Origin of the sequence: Streptomyces cellostaticus (genome assembly GCF_001513965.1) — a bacterium.
Classification (GTDB): domain Bacteria; phylum Actinomycetota; class Actinomycetes; order Streptomycetales; family Streptomycetaceae; genus Streptomyces; species Streptomyces cellostaticus.
The window spans coordinates 213826-231398 of the sequence record NZ_KQ948020.1 but is presented as its reverse complement, the minus strand read 5'-3'; the positions used below and the strand labels follow the sequence as shown (position 1 = coordinate 231398).

Annotated in this window: 15 protein-coding genes and 1 pseudogene; 13 read left to right on the top strand and 3 right to left on the bottom strand. The window is 71.9% G+C overall.

Going from position 1 to position 17573, the window contains the following annotated elements; all coding sequences use genetic code 11:
• Positions 1 to 22 precede the first annotated feature (22 nt).
• The 5 genes from AQI88_RS14350 to AQI88_RS14330 are packed head-to-tail and all read left to right on the top strand — an operon-like array spanning position 23 to position 6652.
• Positions 23 to 2878 carry a glycoside hydrolase family 2 TIM barrel-domain containing protein gene (locus AQI88_RS14350; RefSeq protein ID WP_066997735.1) on the top strand — a complete coding sequence of 952 codons (2856 nt, stop codon included), beginning with the start codon at positions 23 to 25 and terminating at the stop codon, positions 2876 to 2878.
• Complete coding sequence (locus AQI88_RS14345; RefSeq protein ID WP_079057568.1) at positions 2875 to 4047, top strand: MFS transporter; 1173 nt, start codon at positions 2875 to 2877, stop codon at positions 4045 to 4047. The genes AQI88_RS14350 and AQI88_RS14345 overlap by 4 nt, the downstream gene beginning before the upstream one ends.
• Positions 4044 to 5039 (top strand): ABC transporter ATP-binding protein, encoded by a 996-nt coding sequence (locus tag AQI88_RS14340; protein WP_066997732.1) that lies wholly within the window; start codon positions 4044 to 4046, stop codon positions 5037 to 5039. Before AQI88_RS14345 ends, AQI88_RS14340 begins: the two co-directional genes overlap by 4 nt.
• 1 nt (position 5040) lies before the next feature.
• A complete protein-coding gene (locus AQI88_RS14335) occupies positions 5041 to 5844 on the top strand; it encodes an ABC transporter permease (RefSeq protein ID WP_066997729.1) in 804 nt (267 codons plus the stop codon).
• A gap of 1 nt (position 5845) precedes the next feature.
• A complete protein-coding gene (locus AQI88_RS14330; protein WP_066997726.1) occupies positions 5846 to 6652 on the top strand; it encodes an ABC transporter permease in 807 nt (268 codons plus the stop codon).
• Between the two features lie 51 nt (positions 6653 to 6703).
• Here the strand turns inward: AQI88_RS14330 and AQI88_RS14325 are convergent, their stop codons facing one another.
• Both AQI88_RS14325 and AQI88_RS14320 read right to left on the bottom strand, forming a co-directional pair.
• Positions 6704 to 7981: an MFS transporter gene (locus tag AQI88_RS14325; protein WP_066997723.1), complete on the bottom strand. Its 1278-nt coding sequence runs from the start codon at positions 7979 to 7981 to the stop codon at positions 6704 to 6706.
• A gap of 130 nt (positions 7982 to 8111) precedes the next feature.
• Positions 8112 to 9326: a hypothetical protein gene (locus AQI88_RS14320; protein WP_066997720.1), complete on the bottom strand. Its 1215-nt coding sequence runs from the start codon at positions 9324 to 9326 to the stop codon at positions 8112 to 8114.
• 358 nt (positions 9327 to 9684) lie between these two features.
• On the opposite strand from AQI88_RS14320, the gene AQI88_RS14315 reads away from it, so the two are divergent.
• The 6 genes from AQI88_RS14315 to AQI88_RS47645 all read left to right on the top strand — a co-directional run bounded on the left by AQI88_RS14315 (position 9685) and on the right by AQI88_RS47645 (position 14965).
• The gene (locus AQI88_RS14315; protein WP_159050337.1) at positions 9685 to 10878 is read left to right on the top strand and encodes a CHAT domain-containing protein; all 1194 of its coding nucleotides are present in this window, start codon (positions 9685 to 9687) and stop codon (positions 10876 to 10878) included.
• Between the two features lie 101 nt (positions 10879 to 10979).
• Positions 10980 to 12305, top strand: coding sequence for a jacalin-like lectin (locus AQI88_RS14310; RefSeq protein ID WP_066997714.1), 1326 nt, complete (start codon positions 10980 to 10982; stop codon positions 12303 to 12305).
• A gap of 115 nt (positions 12306 to 12420) precedes the next feature.
• Complete coding sequence (locus AQI88_RS14305) at positions 12421 to 12864, top strand: NUDIX hydrolase (protein ID WP_066997711.1); 444 nt, start codon at positions 12421 to 12423, stop codon at positions 12862 to 12864.
• A gap of 334 nt (positions 12865 to 13198) precedes the next feature.
• Complete coding sequence (locus tag AQI88_RS14300; protein WP_066997708.1) at positions 13199 to 13783, top strand: TetR-like C-terminal domain-containing protein; 585 nt, start codon at positions 13199 to 13201, stop codon at positions 13781 to 13783.
• Complete coding sequence (locus AQI88_RS14295; protein ID WP_066997705.1) at positions 13776 to 14474, top strand: alpha/beta fold hydrolase; 699 nt, start codon at positions 13776 to 13778, stop codon at positions 14472 to 14474. The genes AQI88_RS14300 and AQI88_RS14295 overlap by 8 nt, the downstream gene beginning before the upstream one ends.
• 200 nt (positions 14475 to 14674) lie before the next feature.
• Positions 14675 to 14965 (top strand): hypothetical protein, encoded by a 291-nt coding sequence (locus AQI88_RS47645; protein ID WP_066997702.1) that lies wholly within the window; start codon positions 14675 to 14677, stop codon positions 14963 to 14965.
• 11 nt (positions 14966 to 14976) lie between these two features.
• Here AQI88_RS47645 and AQI88_RS14285 read toward each other — a convergent pair whose 3' ends face one another.
• Positions 14977 to 15759 (bottom strand): isocitrate lyase/PEP mutase family protein, encoded by a 783-nt coding sequence (locus tag AQI88_RS14285; protein ID WP_066997699.1) that lies wholly within the window; start codon positions 15757 to 15759, stop codon positions 14977 to 14979.
• A 114-nt stretch (positions 15760 to 15873) separates the two neighbouring features.
• On the opposite strand from AQI88_RS14285, the gene AQI88_RS14280 reads away from it, so the two are divergent.
• Both AQI88_RS14280 and AQI88_RS14275 read left to right on the top strand, forming a co-directional pair.
• The gene (locus AQI88_RS14280) at positions 15874 to 16416 is read left to right on the top strand and encodes a HEAT repeat domain-containing protein (RefSeq protein ID WP_066997696.1); all 543 of its coding nucleotides are present in this window, start codon (positions 15874 to 15876) and stop codon (positions 16414 to 16416) included.
• 124 nt (positions 16417 to 16540) lie between these two features.
• Positions 16541 to 17567: pseudogene (locus tag AQI88_RS14275) on the top strand (aldo/keto reductase).
• Positions 17568 to 17573: the final 6 nt, after the last annotated feature.

Here is a 17573-nt window from a genome sequence, read left to right as displayed (position 1 = left end):
CCCTCTCACGATCTGGAGACCGATGTCTTTGCGCACGACCACCGACTACGTCGAGGACGTCTCGCCGGGATCGGGGGCGCTGCCGCCGCGCGCCCGCTACGCGTCCTCGGACGCCCGGTCCCTCTCACTGAACGGCAGCTGGCGTTTCAGGCTGTCGGACACGGCCGACGCCGAGGACGACTCCTTCGCGCAGGAGGGGTACGAGGCCGGCGGCTGGGCGGAGGTGCCGGTTCCCGGCCACTGGGTCCTCCAGGGGCACGGCTCCCCCGTCTACACCAACCACCTCTACCCCTTCCCGGTCGACCCGCCCCGGGTCCCGACCGAGAACCCGACCGGTGACCACCTGCGCGTCTTCGATCTCCCGAAGGACTGGCCGGCCGACGGTGGGGCGGTCCTCCGCTTCGACGGCGTGGAGTCCTGCGCCCGCATCTGGCTGAACGGCACCGAACTCGGCGAGTTCAAGGGCTCCCGGCTGCCGCACGAGTTCGCGGTCGGCCATCTCCTGAAGACCGTGGACAATGTGCTGGCGGTCCGGGTCCATCAGTGGTCGGCGGGCTCGTACCTGGAGGACCAGGACCAGTGGTGGCTGCCCGGCATCTTCCGTGACGTCACCCTGCTGCACCGCCCGGCGGGCGGCGTCCTCGACTTCTTCGTGCACGCCTCCTACGACCACCTCGCCGGCACCGGCACCCTGCGCGTCGACTCCGACGTGGACGGCCGGGTGACCGTGCCGGAGCTCGGCATCGACGTCGCGACCGGCGAGCCGGTGACCGTGCCGGCCGAGCCGTGGTCGGCGGAGAGACCGAGGCTGTACGAAGGCGTGCTGGCCACCGAGGGCGAGCGGGTGGCACTGCGCATCGGCTTCCGGACCGTGGAGCTGTCGGACGGCCTGATCAAGGTCAACGGCAGGGCGGTCCTGTTCAAGGGCGTCAACCGGCACGAGTGGCACCCCGAGCGGGGCCGCGCGCTCGACCTGGAGACCATGCGCGAGGACGTGCTGCTGATGAAGCGGCACAACATCAACGCCGTGCGCACCTCCCACTACCCGCCCCACCCCGCCTTCCTCGACCTGTGCGACGAGTACGGCCTGTGGGTGATCGACGAGTGCGACCTGGAGACCCACGGCTTCACCGAGCAGGGCTGGCGGGACAACCCGGTCGACGACGACCGCTGGACCCCGGCCCTGCTGGACCGTGCCGCCCGCATGGTCGAGCGGGACAAGAACCACCCCTCGATCGTCATCTGGTCCCTCGGCAACGAGGCCGGCACCGGCCGGGGCCTGACCGCGATGGCCGAGTGGATGCGCGGCCGGGACTCCTCGCGGCTGGTGCACTACGAGGGCGACCTCGACTGCCGTGACACGGACGTCTACTCACGGATGTACGCCGACCACGCCGAGGTCGAGCGGATCGGCCGCGGCCTGGACGGCGGCACCCACAAACGCCGTGAACTCCCCTTCCTTCTCTGCGAGTACGGACACGCCATGGGCAACGGCCCGGGCGGACTCGCCGACTACCAGCGGATCTTCGAGACGTACGACCGGCTCCAGGGCGGCTTCATCTGGGAGTGGATCGACCACGGCATCAAGGACGAGCGGTACGGCTACGCCTACGGCGGCGACTTCGGCGAGGAGTTGCACGACGGCAACTTCGTCTGCGACGGCCTGCTGTTCCCGGACCGCCGGCCCTCCCCCGGCCTGGTCGAGTACAAGAAGGTGATCGAACCGGTCGCCGTCGAGGGCGACGGCACGGGCGGCACCGTCCGCATCACCAACAAGTACGACTTCGCCGACCTGTCGGCGCTGGCCTTCACCTGGTCGTACCAGGTGAACGGCGAGACGGTCGGGGAAGGCACCCTGCCGGTGCCCGCGCTCACGGCCGGCGAGTCGGCCGAGGTGAAGCTGCCCGAGCCGCCGGTCGCCACCGCGGCGGGCGAGGCCCACTGGACGGTACGGGCGCTGCTCGCCGCCGACACCCCCTGGGCGCCGAAGGACCACGTCGTGGCGTGGGGCCAGTTCGCCGTGTCCGCGCGTCAGGTGCCGTCGGTCGCGGCGACCGACGGGCCGGTGCCCGGCAACGGCCTGATCACCCTGGGTCCGGCCTCCTTCGACGCCCGCACCGGCGCCCTGCGGACGGTCGGCGGGGTGGACGTCACCGGGCTGCGCCTGGACGTGTGGCGGGCCGTCACCGACAACGACGACGGCGCCGCTTGGCAGACGGACATCCGCTACGGCCTGCTGTGGCGGGGGCTCGGCCTGCACCGGATGCGGCACCGGCTGGACGCGGTGGAACTGGGCGACGACGCACTGACGGTGCGCACCCGGGTGGCACCGGCCGCCCGGGAGATCGGACTGTCGACCGTGTACCGCTGGACGTCGGACGGAAATCGTCTCCAGCTGACCGTATCCGTGGACCCGGAGGACGACTGGACGGTGCCGCTGCCGCGGCTCGGCATCCGCTTCGGCTTGTCTGCGGCCGACCGTGTGCAGTGGTTCGGCGGCGGCCCGGGGGAGGCGTATCCGGACAGCAGGGCGGCGTCTTCGGTCGGCCGCTGGCAGTCGACCGTAGACGATCTGCAGACGCCCTACGTCCGCCCGCAGGAGAACGGCGCCCGAGCCGACGTCCGCTGGGCGGAGATCGGCGGCCTGCGCATCGAGGGCGACCCGGAGTTCTTCTTCACCGCCCGCCGCTGGACCACCGAGCAGCTGGACGCGGCCGAGCACCGCACGGACCTCACCCCGGGCGACACCGTGTGGGTCAATCTCGACCACGGCCAGCACGGCCTCGGCTCGCAGTCCTGCGGCCCGGGCCCGTTGCCGCAGTACCACCTGCGGGCCGAGGCGGCGCAGTTCTCGTTCGTGTTCTCGGAGATCAGTTGACTGACACGGTCCTGACGCCCCCCGCGGCCGGCCGGAGGCTCTTCAGCCGGCCGGCCGCGGTCGCGTCCTGCATCGGCTTCGTCCTCATCGGCATGCTCCAGGCGCTCTACGGCCCGGCGGTGCCCGGCCTGCGCGCCGAGTACGGCCTCTCCCCCTCGGGCGCGGGCCTCGGCCTCAGCCTGCACTTCGCGGGCGGGGTCGCGGGTGTCCTGGCGTTCAACGCCATCCACTCCCGGATCAGCAACCGGGCGCTGCTCGCGGCGAGTTACGGCCTGATGGCGGCGGGCGGCGCGGGCTTCGCGCTCGCCCCGAACTGGCCGACGGCCCTCGCCGCCGCCTTCCTCGGCGGCCTCGGCTTCGGGGGCATCGACTACGGCCTCAACCAGCTCTTCGCCGTCGGTTTCGGCAACCGCTCCACGGCGATGCTGAACGTCCTCAACGCCCACTTCGGCATCGGCGCGGTCCTCGGACCGGCGGTGGTGGCGTGGATGGGTCCGGGTGACTACGCGTACGCGTTCGGGGGATGTGCGGTGCTGGCCGGGTTACTGGCCCTGCTGGGCTCGAGCGGCGTACGCACACGGGTATCTGACGAGACACCACCTGCCACAAGGAGCTCTCTCGGCCTGCCCCGCATCCTTCTCGGCTTCCTCGCCCTCTACATTCTCAACGTCGCCGTCGAGGCGGGTGTGGGCGGCTGGGAGCCCACGCACCTGGAGACCGTCGGTTACAGCGCGTCCGTGGCCGCCTCGGCGACCTCCGTGTACTGGCTGATGATGACGGCGGGCCGCTTCCTGGTCGTACCGGTCACGCTGAAGTACTCACCGGAGCGCATCCTCACGGTGTGCGCGGCCGGGATGACGGCGTGCCTGCTGCTGGCGCTCGTGAAAGGAGCGGCTCCGGTCGCCTACGCGGGTGTCGGACTGTTCATCGCGCCGGTCTTCCCGACCGGTCTGCCCTGGCTGAACAGGGCTCTTCCGCAGGCCGAACGAGCCGGTGCCTGGGTGATCGCCGCCTCCATGACCGGTGGGGTCGCAGCGCCGCCGCTGCTGGGCGCCGGCATCGAAGCGTCCGGGATCCATGCGGTTCCCTGGCTGTTGACCGTCCTGTCGGGCGCGTCGCTGCTGGCGACGGTCGGGCTGGTCCGGCTGACGAGGAGGCCCATCGAGTGAGCGGCAGTATCGAGGTCCGCGGCCTGACCCGTACCTTCCACACGACCGTGCGCCGCCCGGGCTTCGGGGGTGCGCTGCGGTCCCTGGTCAACCCGGAGCGGGTGGCCAAGCAGGCCGTCTGCGACATCACCTTCGACGTCGCCGCGGGCGAACTGCTCGCCCTGCTGGGCCCGAACGGCGCGGGCAAGTCGACCACGATCAAGATGCTCACCGGCATCCTCACACCCACCTCGGGCGAGGCCCGGGTCGCGGGTGTGGTGCCGTACCGGGAGCGGGAACGCAACGCCCGTAACATCGGGGCGGTGTTCGGGCAGCGCACCCAGCTGTGGTGGGACCTGCCGGTGCGGGAGTCGTTCGCGATCCTGCGGGACATCTACGAGGTGCCGAATGTCGAACATGCCGCCCGGCTGCGGGAGTTCGACGACCTGCTGGACCTCTCCTCCTTCTGGGACACCCGGGTGCGGCACCTCTCGCTCGGCCAGCGGGTGCGCAGCGACCTGGCGGCCGCGCTGCTGCACGATCCGCCGGTCGTCTTCCTCGACGAGCCGACCATCGGCATGGACGTGGTGGTCAAGGAGCAGGTGCGGGAGTTCCTGCGCAACCAGGTCGAGGAGCGCGGCCGGACCGTGCTGCTGACCACGCACGACATGACGGAGGTCGAGCGGCTGGCGGAGCGGGTGGTGCTGATCAACCACGGTCGGCTCGTGCTGGACGGCACGCTGGGCGAGATCCGCCGGCGGTTCGGGTCCACCTGGCAGGTGCGGGCGACGCTCGCCGATCCGCACGCCGTGCTCGGGCCGCTGCCGGGGATCGCGCTGGTGCGGCGCGAGGGGCCGCAGGTGGTGTTCGGCCCGGACGGGTCCGGCGCGCCGACGGTCCACCAGGCGCTGAAGGCGGTCATCGAACGGTACGAGGTGAGCGACATCGCCATCGACGAGGCGGATCTGGAGGACGTGATGCGGGCCGCGTACGTCCACGCGGAGGCGGGGTGACATGACCGTCCTGCATGCCTGGCGGGCCGGCCGCGTCACCCCGCTCGGGGAGCTGTACGCCCCGCCGCGGATGACCGCCGCGCTGCTCCGGCTGACCGTGCAGGTGGTGCTGGTGGCGTCCCTGTGGCGCGGTCTGTACGCGCAGTCCGGTACGACGGCCGGACTCGGCCGCGAGCAGGCGGTCACGTACGCGGTGATGGCCGTACTCGCCTCGCGGCTGCGGGAGCTGGACCAGTACGCGGGCCGGGACACCGTGCAGCAGCACATGCACTACGGGACGATCGTGTACTGGTACCTGCGCCCGCTGCCGCCGCAGCACTACTACGCGCTGCGGGCCCTGGGCGAGCAGCTGTACGGCCTCGCATGGGCGCTGGCGGGCTACCTGGTCTGCCTGGTGGCGGGGGTCGTGGAGCCGCCCGGGTCGGCGGCCGTGGCGGGGGTGTTCGCGCTCAGTCTGCTGCTCGGCCAGTGGGTGCTGCACTACGTCATGCTCGTCATCGACCAGTTGTGCTTCTGGACGCTGCGCAACGGTGCAGCGCTGATGATCCTGCTCTTCGCGCAGAACCTGCTGTCCGGGGTGTTCGCGCCGCTGTGGTACTTCCCGGACTGGTTCGTGACGCTCAGCTCCTTCCTGCCGTTCCAGGCGACGCTGAGCGTGCCGCTTTCGCTGTACGTGGGCCGGATCCCGCTGTCGGACGCGCCTTTCCAACTCGGGGTGCAGGCCGGGTGGTTGGCGGTGCTGGCGCTGTTGACCCGGCTGCTGTGGCGGCGCGCCGCCCGGCGTGTGATCGCGCAGGGAGGCTGACATGTCGTGGCGTGCCCTGCGGATCATGTGGCGGATCACCCGGCTCAACTTCCGTGCCCAGCTGGAGTACCGGGCCGAGTTCCTGATGGACATCGCGATCGGCGCCATCTGGCAGGTGTCGGTGATCGTCTTCGCGACGGTGCTGCTGACCCGCTTCACCGGGATGGGCGGCTGGGACAGCTCGGACGTCCTGCTCATCCCGGCGACCCGCATGCTCGCCCACGGCCTGTTCGTGCTGTTCCTGGGCCGGATGCACGGTCTGGGGCGGAGCATCCAGGAGGGCAGGATCGACGCGTACCTGCTGCGTCCCCTGCCGGTGTACCGCCAGGTGCAGCTGGAGTTCTTCCCCACCAACGCGATCGGTGACCTGACGGTGGCGGTGGGCCTGACGGTGGGCGCGCTCGGCCGCAGCCACCTGGACTGGACGGCGGGCCGCATCGCGTACTTGGTCGCGGCGATCGTGGGCGGGATGCTGCTGGAGGCGGCGCTGTTCACGGTGGTGGCCTGTGGGTCGCTGCGCTTCCCGGCGGCGGACTACTGGGGCCGCTGGCTGGAGGAACTGCTCGGCACGTTCGGCAGTTACCCCCTGAACGTGCTGCCGAGAGCAGTGGGCGGCTTCCTGACGTACGGCCTGCCGCTCGCCTTCGTCGCGTACTTCCCGGCGGCGGTGCTGACGGGCCACGGCCACACCACCGGGGCACCGTACTGGCTGGCGGCGGCGTCGCCCCTGCTCGGGGTGGGCGCGTATCTGGGTGCGCGGCTGCTGTGGCGGTGGAGTCTCGGGCATTACACGGGGGTGAACGGCTGACGGGGCGGCGCGCGGACTAGGTGCAGAGCCGCTGCCCGCCCCACGGCGGCGTCAGGAGTGTCCCGACCGGCGTATCGGCGTCACCCACGCGACGGCGGCGACCAGGACGCAGCAGAGGCCGGCGATCAGGGCCACGGGGGCGGTGCCCCGGCGTTCCGCAGCCCAGGTGAGGACGGCCGCGCCGACGGGGGCCGCCGCGTACTGGAGGGTCCAGAAGGCGGAGGTGACGCGGCCCAGGAGGTGTTCGGGGGTGACTTCCTGGCGGAAGGACATGGAGCAGGTGCCCGCCAGGGCGACGCAGGCCAGGTAGGCGGCGCCGAGGACCGCGACGGCGGGTACGGGACGCACCCAGCCGAGGCCGGCGAAGGCCAGGCCGCACACCGCGGTCGAGCCGATCCAGGTCGGGCCGAAGCCGAAACGGCGGCGGACGCGGGCGACGAGGAGGGAGCCGGCGATCATGCCGAGCGCGGCGACCGCCATGACGGTGCCGACCGTGCCGTCGTCGTGGCCGAGGTCGTGCTTGAGGTGGTAGATGACCAGGTCGTTCAGGCCAAGGGTGAGGAAGCTGAAGACGAACAGGAGGGCGGTGAGGGAGCGGAGCACCGGATGGCCGTACAGGAACGACACGCCGGTGCGCAGGTCCTGCCGAAGGGTCGTGCCCCTGGGGCGGTCGTCGTCTTCGGCGCGCTCCCGCATCCGTACGAACACCAGGCAGGTCGCCGACACCGCGAAGCTCGCCGCGTCCACGGCCACGGCCGCTGCCGGACCCGTCCAGGCGGCCACGATGCCCGCGCCCAGGGGGCCGAGTACGCCGGCCGCCGCGGCGGTCGCGTTCAGGCGGCCGTTCGCCTCGGTCAGCCGGGCGGTGCCGACCAGGCCGCGGACGACCGTCACGTAGCCGACCGCGAACAGCATGCCCACGGCCTCGCACACCGGCAGGACCGCGTAGAGCACCCAGACGTGCGGGCCGGACAGCCACACCAGCGGGATCAGCCCGTACAGCACCGTGCGCACCAGGTCGCAGGCGATGAGCAGCCGGCGGCGGTCGACGCGGTCCACCAGCGCCCCGGCGAACACCGCCGCCAGCACCGAGGCCGCCCCGCCGACGCCGGTCAGCAGGCCCATGGCGGCCAGCGAGCCCGTGGCCTGGAGCACCAGCAGTGGCAGGGCGATCAGCGCGAAGGAGTCGCCGAGGAAGGAGAGGGTCTGCGCGGCCCAGAAGACGGAGAAGTCCCGCTGCCGCCACAGGGGCGCCGAGCCGGGCGGTCCGGAGTGCTCCGACCGGCCCGACGCGTGCGGGTCCCCCTCGCGCCGCGCCTCATTCGTCACCCTGAGCCCCCCGTCTCGCTGCTCACGGCAACCCTAGGGCGCTGGGCGGCGACTCGGGCATGACATATCCCGCCACCTCCGGCCGCCTGCACGGGCTTGTCGAACGCGGTCGATCCGGACGCCTGACGTCTCAGGCGGGCGGCTCGGTGGTGAAGCGGAGCAGGTTCGGGCGGTCGGCATCGCGGCGGTAGAGCTGCTGGCCGAGGGCCCGCCACAGGTCCCGTTCCGCTTCCAGGGTGCCGGGTAGGCCGAGGCCCAGCGCCGTGAGCAGGGCACGGCGCTGGGTGTCGAAGGCGGAGCGGACCAGCTCGCCGTAGCTGAGGGCGGAGGACACCGCAGCGCGGTAGGCGAGCGGGCTGAGCAGCCCGCTGCCGAGGAGCACCGGCAGCCACACGGGCCAGGGCAGATCCAGGCGTGCCGACAGGACGACGGTGACCCGGACGAGGGCGGCGGACAGGGCGGAGAGCACAAGGTACAGCTCCAGCGAGGCCCGGGCTGCCGCGAGCGCATCACGCAGGGCGTCCGGGAGCAGCGGGTACAGGCGCGGCCAGAAGAACACCGCGTCGATACCGTAACGGCGTTCGTCGCAAGGGTAGAGCTCGGCGGCCCGGAGGGCGTTGCCCAGGCGGGTGGGCAGCAGATCGTCCTCCTTGGGTGGGAAGCGGTGGTAACGGCGGCTGTAGTCGCGCGCTTCGGTCAGCCGCAGCCGCTGCCATCGCGCTTTCTCCCGGGACGTGCCGTACCGGCCGAGCCGGGCCACGGGGCCGCGCAGCAGCCAGTAGCCCTCGTAGGCGCGGATGAGGGCGGGCAGCAAGGCCTGGGCGAGCAGCACGAAGAGGAGCAGCCCCGCGAAGGCCCCGACGCAGACCAGCGCCTGCCCCGTGCCGCCCAGCCCTTTCCACCCCGCCACGGCCTCGCTCCAGCCGAAGTGGGTGGCGACGAGCGCGCCGACGCCGTGTACGAGGAGCAGGGCCGGACCAGCTCGGTGGCGCAGGTGCGGGTCAATCTCCTCGGCATCGGCTGGGGCCGGGTACGGGAGGGCGAACGGTCCGAGGACTTCGTACGGGAGTGCCTCGCGCACGGCGAGCACGCACTCGCCTGGGCCGCCGAGAACGGCGACCCCGGCATGGCGGTCGTCGCCCACACGGGGATGGGCCATGTGCACCGGTACCTGGTCGGCGACTCGGCCGACGATCCACACCTCGCCGCCGCCCGTGCCCACTACGAGCAGGCGATCGCACAGCAGACGGAGGCCCTGCGCTTCGACATGCTGGACACCCGGCTGATGCTCTGCCGCACCATCGCCGACCAGGGCGACGTGCCAGGTGCGCTCGCCACGGTCCACGCCGTGATCGCCGACGCCGAGGAGCTACTGGCGCTGACCGTCACCGACGCGGGCCGGAGCTCGATCATCGACCGTCTGGGCGGGGCCTACGACAACGCCGCGGCCCTGGAGCTGCGACGCGGCCGGTACACCGAGGCGTTGCGGCTGGCCGACCGCGGTCGTGCCCGGTTGCTGCTGGACGCGTTCGACGTCGACCCGGACTCCGCGGAGCTGCCCGGGACGGAGCGTGCGCTGATCCGGCGGGCCGAGGCACGCGTACGCCGGCTGCGGGCCGAACTGAACTCGATCAGCCCCATCACCACCCTGGGCCGGCCGGCAACTCGCCCTTGCCCAAGCCGAGTTGGCCAAGATCGCGACGGTGTCTTTGCCCGGGGCCACGACGGCGGAGCCCTGGCAGCTCGTGCCGCCGGACGGCGTGGTCGTCATCCCGCTGCTCACCTTCCGGGAGTGCGCCCTCTTCGTACTCCCCCACGGCGTCGAGGAACCGGCGGAGGACCATGTCCTGCGCCTCGCCCCCGGTGCCTGGCGGGAGCTGATGGACATCCTCATGTGCTGGCAGTCCGCCAGTCTCGACAAGGATCTGCGGCGTGCGCCGCTGTCCGCGTGGACCGCGGCGGTCGACGAGGTGACCGACCAGCTGTGGACGGCTGTCGCGGGTCCCCTGCGCGAGCGGCTGCGGGCGCTCGGTGTCCCCGACGGCGCGCGCCTCTGGATCACCGCCTCCGACCTGTCGAACCAGCTCCCGCTGCACGCGGCCCGCCGTGTCGAGGACGGCCGGCACCGCATGATTCTGGACGACTACGTGGTGGCCTACACCCCCAGCGTGCGGTTGCTCCACCGGGCGTACCAGCGTCTGGGCCGGGGCGCGGACGACGCTCGTACGGCGCTCTTCCTGGCAGATCCCCTCGGCGACCTGCCGTACGCCGCCGAGGAGGTGGCCACCATCAAGGAGTTGTTCCCGGCCGGCTCGCGGCTGGTCCTGTCCGGCCCGGAGATCACCCACGAGACGGTCTTCGCCGGGGTGTCCGGGCGCCGGTACGTCCATGTGGCCTGCCACGCGTTCCTCAACTGGTTCCAGCCGAACTACTCCGCCATCCCGCTCGCCGACGGCGACTTCCTGGTCGCGGGCGAGCTGGCCGGCCTTGATCTGTCCGCCGCACGGCTGGTCACCCTGTCGGGCTGCCAGTCCGGCACGTCCTTCAACCGGCGGGCGAGGGGCGAGTACAGCGGCCTCGCCGCCTCCCTCCTGCGCGCGGGCGCGCCCACGGTCGTCGCGACGCTCTGGCAGGTCGACGACCATGCCAGCAGCCTTCTCATGTCCCGCTTCTACGAGGAACTCATGGCCGGCGCCGGCCACGACCCGGCCCGGGCTCTGCGGCTCGCCCAGCTGTGGATGCGGGCCGCGACCCGCGCGGAGCTGACGGCGTACCAGGCCGGGCGTCCGGGCGCGGCCGCCGCCGAGCGCCGGTGGCGTCTGCTGGGGCACGGTCCGCAGGACCGGCCCTACGCGAGCCCGCACTACTGGGCCGCCTGCACCGTGGTGGGCGCCTGATCCGCCAGGCAACTCCCCCGTCACGGATTAATGTTGAGCAGTTTTCTCAACTACCCTTCAAAATCTCTCACGTTGACATGAACATGGGCCCCATGCGACCCATGAGACGACTCCTCGACACCCTCGCGGCAGGCGCGCTCGCGCTCGCCGGACTCACCGCCTCCGCCGGTACCGCACAGGCGGAGACCGCTGCCGCGTCCGGCACCTTCACTGTGCTGACGTACAACGTGGCGGGCCTCCCCGAGGGCCTGAGCTCCAGCCATCCGGCGACCAACACCCCGCTGATCTCGCCGAGGCTGGCGGGGTACGACATCGTGAACGTGCAGGAGGACTTCAACTACCACGCGGCGCTGTACGCGGGCGACAACCACCCGTACCGCACCGCGACCAGCGGCGGGGCGGGTATCGGAGACGGCCTCAACACGCTGTCGAACTACCCCTTCGACGACTTCGAACGGGTCAAGTGGAACAACTGCACCGGCACCAACTGCCTGACGCCGAAGGGCTTCACCTTGGCCCGGATGCGGCTGGCCGAGGGCGTCTACATCGACCTGTACAACCTGCACCCCAACGCGGACGACACCGACGACGCCCTCGCCGCCCGCCGCGCCAACATCACCCAGCTGTCGGCGTTCATCAAGGCCAACTCGGCGGGCAACGCGGTGATCGTCATGGGCGACACCAACACCCGCTACACCCGCACCGGCGACAACATCCGCACGCTCGTCGACGACAACGGGCTGACGGACGCGTGGGTGCAGCTCGTCAAGGGCGGTACGGCACCGGCCCAGGGCGCGGACCCGCTGCTGTGCCCGACGTCCGCCCCGCCGAACGACTGCGAGGTCGTGGACAAGGTCCTCTACCGCGGCAGCAACCTGGTGAACCTGAACGCCACCCGGTACAACAACGAGTGGGCGAAGTTCCTCGACGCCAACGGCGGCAACCTCTCCGACCACTTCCCGCACACGGTCGGCTTCTCCTACACCCTCAACTCCAAGCTGCACGCCGGCGACTTCTTCGGCGGCCCGCACGGGACGGCCTTCAACGACGCCGACGACCTGCCCTCGCCCCTCTCCCCCCGCACCCTCACCCTGCGCGGCGGCGCCCGCCTCGACGCGGTCTCCCTGACCCACGACGGCGGTACGGTCCTCTCCCACGGCGGTACGGGCGCCACGGCGACCTCCCTCACCCTCACCTCCGGCGAGCACCTCACCTCCGTGAAGCTGACCGAGGGCCAGAAGGACGGTCGCACGCGGATCTTCTCCGCGGCCTTCGGCACGGACAAGGGGCGTTCCCTGTCCGCGGGTACGGCCACCACGGACGCCACCACCTTCACCGCCCCGTCCGGCTGGCAGATCGTCGGCTTCACCGGGCGCTCGGGCGACGAGATCGACAAGCTGGGCGTGCTGTACGCGCCGATCAGCTGAGTCCGGTACGGACGCACTTCTCCGCGGCACCTCGACCCGCAGCAACCCACGCCCGGCATCGACCGTCATGCCGATAGCGTCGGTCACCCCACCCGCCCAGGCACCCTCAAGGAACATGAGCGGACAACCGGCACAGCCCGTCATCGACACTCACGTCATCCTCCGCGACGGCGACAGGATCCTTTTCTCGCAGCGTGGCGGCCCCTACGGTCACGGCCGATGGCACATGCCGTCGGGCAAGCTCGACCAGGGCGAGCCTCTTCCCGACGGCGCCGCCCGGGAGTTGTACGAGGAGACCGGCATCACCGTCGACCCGGCTCACCTTCGCCTGGTCCAGACCGTGCACCACCGGCAGGACGTGCAGGTGGAGCGGATCGGTTTCTTCTTCGAGGCCACCGAATGGGAGGGGCAGCCCGTCAACAAGGAGCCTGAGAAGTGCCTCGCCCTTGAGTGGTTCACCGTGCACGACCTGCCCGACGACATCATCGAGTACCCGGAGGCCGGCCTGCGCGGCTACCTCGACGACAGCGGCCCTCTCACAGCACACGGCTGGCAGTAGACCGGCCGCCTTCTCCACCCCTCGTGGCGTCGTCCATCGCTCGGGTCCCGGTCGTCCGCTCTCCTCGTGGCGGGTGTTCGGGGCCCCGGCACAAGCCAGCGGGCCCAAGCCTCTGGGGCCGGGACGGCGACTGCCGCGTGGACCGGAGCGTTGGAGCGCTGTGCTGCGGGCGTGTGCAGGCGTCGTTGAGGGCGGGCTGGTAGGCGGCCCACATGTCGGAACGCTCGCGCGCACCTTTTCGAAGTCGACCCTCGGTACCTAATATGATTAGGCTACTCCCTGGATGCCCTAGGATTCATGGAATCCGAGCAAGCTCCAGGAAAGGCGGACCGTCATGGCCCGTGCCGGCCTCACCACCGACCTCGTCGTAGCGGCCGCCGCCGACCTCGCTGACGAAAGCGGTTTCGACAACGTCACTCTGTCGGCGCTGGCCCGCCGCTTCGGCGTGAAGGACGCCAGCCTGTACTCGCACGTGCGCAGCCTGCAAGACCTGCGTACGAGGGTCGCGCTGCTGGCCGGCGGCGAGCTGATCGACCGGATCGCGGCGGCCGTGGCCGGCCGGGCGGGCATGGACGCGCTGGTCGCGTTCGCGGGCGCCTACCGGGCCTACGCCCTGGAGCACCCGGGCCGGTACGCGGCCACCCAGATCCGTATCGACCAGGCCCTGATCGCCGACTCCCCCGCCATGCGCCGCACGGCCGAGATCACCTACGGCATGCTGCGCGCCTACGGTCTCGGCGAACCCGACCTGACGGACGCCGTACGCCTGCTGCGCAGCACGTTCCACGGGTACTGCGCCCTGGAGTCCGCGGGCGGCTTCGGCGCGGACCGGGACGTCCAGGCCTCCTGGGACAAGGCGGTCGAAGCCCTGCACCTCGCCCTCACACACTGGCCCCGGGAGACGAAGAACGATGACTGAGCCGCTCCACTACGACGTGACGGGCAGCGGTCCCGTCCTCCTGCTCATGCCGGGCGGGGCCGGGCACCCGATGGGCCTCGGCCCGATGACGGACCGCCTCGCGGAACGCTTCACGGTCGTGACGTACGACCCTCTCGGCCTCGCCCACGGTCGGCTCGGACGCCCCGTCCCGGACCAGCGGGTGACGGACTGGAGCGAAGGGGCGCACCGGGTCCTTCAGGAGGTGCTTCCCGCGGGCGACTCCGGGTACGTCTTCGGCACCAGCTCAGGAGGTATCGCGGCCCTCGACCTCAGGGCCCGGCACCCGGAGCGGCTGCGGCACGTGGTCGCACACGAGCCGCCGTGCGTGACGCTGCTGCCGGACGGGGCGCAGCAGCGGGCGGACCTGATCCGGCAGCTGACCGGCGGACGACTTCCTTCCGCCGAAGAGGAGTCGACGAGCCCCATGGCCGTCTTCCTCGCCCGCGTCCTGGGCCCCTTCACGACGTACACGCCGCCCTTCTCCGCGCCGGCCGGCCTCACCGTGGCCGCGGGCGCCGACTCACGAGGCCAGGTCCTCCACCGCACCGCGGAGTCGGTCGCCCGGCACACCGGAAGCCCTTTCACCGAATTCCCCGGCGGCCATCTGGGCACCCTGGAACACCCGGTCGCATGCGCGGACCGGCTGGCGGAGACACTGCTTCCCCACTGATGGGCAGCCTTTTCCGGCCCGGCGGCAACCACAGGGCATGACATCTGCACGACGCACGACACGTCACCGCCGGGTCCGAGTGGCCCGTAAGCCCGCCATCGGCCGCCCTCGCGGCCGCCGGACTGCTCGCCGGTGCGTGGTACGCCACCGCCGGGGCGGCGACGACCAGCTCCACGAGTCTCGCCGTCACCGGTACGACGGTGAGCCCGAGCAGCAAGTATCCGTACCTTTCCGCGGGTTGCAACAACACCCGCGAGTGGAACCGCACCGCCACCGCCGCGGCCCCCGACGGCACCCTGCGCGTCGCCTGGCCCGCCTCGGACGGCATGTCGGACAAGGTGGTCGGCGCCCACCTCACCGGTGACATCGCCGTCTCCAAGGGGGGCGCCCTGACCTGGGCCTACGCCGCCGTCACCCCGTCCTACGGCACCAAGCTCACCGGGGCGTCCCCGACCACGACGAGCCTGAGGATCGCCCGCCTCACGCCCTGAGGCACCACGGCTCAGGCCGTGCCCCGTCCCAGCGCACACACCTCGGCGTAGGACGGCGTCGTGCCGCCCGGCACCCGTCCGGCCGCGATGTCGGCCACCGCGTCCAGCGCGGCGCCCAGCGCCCGCCGGTAGAGCAGCGAGCCGAGGCTGATGCGGCCGACGCCGAGGTCGGCGAGGTGGGGCACGGTCGGGCCGGTGGGCGCGTAGAGGACGTTCAGCGGGGCGTCGACGCGGCGGAGGAGGGCACCGATCCGGTCCGGGTCGGTCAGTCCGGGCACGAACACCCCGTCGGCGCCCGCCTGTCGGTAGGCGTCGAGGCGGCGCAGGGTGTCCGTCTCGTCGCCGTCGCCCAGCCAGTACGTGTCCGTACGGGCGTTGACGAACAGGCCGGGCACGGCGGCCTTCACCGCGGCGATCTTCGCGGCGTGCCGGGCGGCCGGTCCGAGCCCGTCCTCCAGGTTGATGCCGACGACCCCGACGGCCCACAACCGGCTTGCCAGCTCGGCTACTTCGTCCGGATCGTCGCCGAAGCCGTCCTCGGCGTCGACGGAGAGCAGGTAGGGCTCCGAGCCGAGCGTGCGGGCGAGGCACAGGGTGTGTTCGCGGGTCGCGGCGTGGCCGTCGGGCAGCCCGACGGCCGCCGCCACGGCGAGGCTCGTCGTGCCGATCGCGGGAAAACCCCGGGCCGCGAGGGCGGCGGCCGAGGCGTGGTCCCAGGCGTTGGGCAGGAGCAGCGGCTCGCCGGGGCGGTGGTGGAGGCCGGCGAAGGACGTCATGGCAGGCTCTGCGGTCATAGGGCCACGGTAGGCGCCGCTCGTTTCGGCGCCCGCCGAACCGTGCGAGCGCGCGGGACGGTCCGGGTGGAAATCCCGTTGCCGCCATGCGCCGCGCGGTTCGAGACTTGCGTCATGCTTGGCTTCGTCAGGGCCGACCACGAGGCCCTCGTCGCGTGCTTGGGCGATCCGCAGCGTGCGGTCGCAGCCCACCGCGAGCTGCTGCGGCGCGGCGAGGACGCCCTGGGCGCCGTCCGGGCCGGCCTCCGCCACAGGAATCCAGCCGTCCGCGAGGGCTGCTGCCGCCTCCTCGACCACCTGGTCGACACCGACTCCATGGGCCTGCTCATCGCCATGGCCGACGACCCCGACGCCCGGGTCAGGACCGCCGCGCTGCACGCGCTGGCCTGCGACCGGTGCAAGGGTGACACCTGCGCCCCGGGCGCGGACCGGGTCCTGGAACCCGCGCTGCGGCGCCTGGCCTCGGACCCCGACCCGCACGTCCGCGCGATGGCGGCCGAACTGGTCGGCAAGTTCGTCCATACCGAGGTCCGCGCCGTCACCGCGCTGGAGACGTCCCACGCCCAGGACCCGAGCCCTGCCGTCCGGAAGAAGGCCGGCTGGTTCACCCCCGGCGGCACCGTCTACGAACGGACCGCCCCCCGCGCATCCCGGTGAACGCGCTTGCTTCGAGCGCACTCGAAGGCTTTAGCGTGGCAGGCCCGACGATGATCGGCAGCACCGCCGGGAGCGACTTTCACGCGGGCGCCTGCCGGGAGCCGGAAGGGGCCGGAAAGCCATCATGAGCAGCGCCATCGAACAGATCTGCAAGGTCGAGCTGGGCAAGGGCGGCCCCCTCGTCGGCGTCCAGGGTTTCGGGGCCATGGGCATCAGCGCCGCCTACGGACAGACGGACGACGCGGCGGCCCTCGACACCCTGGAGGCCACCGTCGAGGCGGGCGTCACCCTCATCGACACCGCCGACATGTACGGCGCCGGTGCCAACGAGGAGTTCCTCGCGCCGTTCGTCGCCGCGCACCGTGACGAGATCACACTGGCCACCAAGTTCGGCATCGAGTACCGCGCCGACGCCCCGAGCTACCGGGCCATCCGCAACGACCCGGCCTACATCAGGAAGGCCGTCGAGGCGAGCCTGCGCCGCCTGAACGTCGACGTCATCGACCTCTACTACATGCACCGCCGCGACCCCGCCGTCCCGCTCGCCGAGTCCGTCGGCGCCATGGCCGAACTGGTGCGGGGGGGGCAAGGTCAAGCATCTCGGCCTGAGCGAGGTCACCGGTGCCGAGCTGCGCGAGGCGCACGCCGTGCACCCGATCACCGCCCTGCAGACGGAGTGGTCGCTCTTCAGCCGGGACGTCGAGCGCAGCGCGGTGGGCGCGGCCGCGGAGCTCGGGGTCGCCTTCGTGCCGTACTCGCCGCTCGGCCGGGGCTTTCTGACCGGGGCCTTCACCGACGCGGGCACGGACCTCTCCGGCAGCGACTTCCGGCAGTTGCTGCCCCGCTTCACCGGCGACAACGCCAAGGCGAACACCGCTCTGCTGGCCCCTCTGCACAAGATCGCGGCCGGCCACGGCGCCACCACGGCGCAGATCGCCCTGGCCTGGGTGCAGCAGCGGGCCCAGGCGCACGGTCTGACCGTCGTGCCGATCCCGGGGACCCGCAAGCGCACCCGCCTGCTGGAGAACGCCGCGGCCACCCGGATCACGCTGAGCGCCGAGGAACTGGCGCTGCTGGAGCCGATCGCCGGCCAGGTGGCGGGCGACCGCTACGCGGACATGTCTCTCACCTCGGCGGCCCGGGAGGGCTAGGGCCTG

Excerpts from the sequence above, each read along its gene's own strand:
- AQI88_RS14295 (WP_066997705.1), top strand. The coding sequence starts at position 13,776 with ATGACTGAGCCGCTCCACTACGACGTGACGGGCAGCGGTCCCGTCCTC.
- AQI88_RS14335 (WP_066997729.1), top strand. The coding sequence starts at position 5,041 with ATGACCGTCCTGCATGCCTGGCGGGCCGGCCGCGTCACCCCGCTCGGG.
- AQI88_RS14350 (WP_066997735.1), top strand. The coding sequence starts at position 23 with ATGTCTTTGCGCACGACCACCGACTACGTCGAGGACGTCTCGCCGGGA.
- AQI88_RS14285 (WP_066997699.1), bottom strand. The coding sequence starts at position 15,759 with ATGACCGCAGAGCCTGCCATGACGTCCTTCGCCGGCCTCCACCACCGC.
- AQI88_RS14280 (WP_066997696.1), top strand. The coding sequence starts at position 15,874 with ATGCTTGGCTTCGTCAGGGCCGACCACGAGGCCCTCGTCGCGTGCTTG.
- AQI88_RS14310 (WP_066997714.1), top strand. The coding sequence starts at position 10,980 with ATGAGACGACTCCTCGACACCCTCGCGGCAGGCGCGCTCGCGCTCGCC.
- AQI88_RS14330 (WP_066997726.1), top strand. The coding sequence starts at position 5,846 with ATGTCGTGGCGTGCCCTGCGGATCATGTGGCGGATCACCCGGCTCAAC.
- AQI88_RS14305 (WP_066997711.1), top strand. The coding sequence starts at position 12,421 with ATGAGCGGACAACCGGCACAGCCCGTCATCGACACTCACGTCATCCTC.
- AQI88_RS14300 (WP_066997708.1), top strand. The coding sequence starts at position 13,199 with ATGGCCCGTGCCGGCCTCACCACCGACCTCGTCGTAGCGGCCGCCGCC.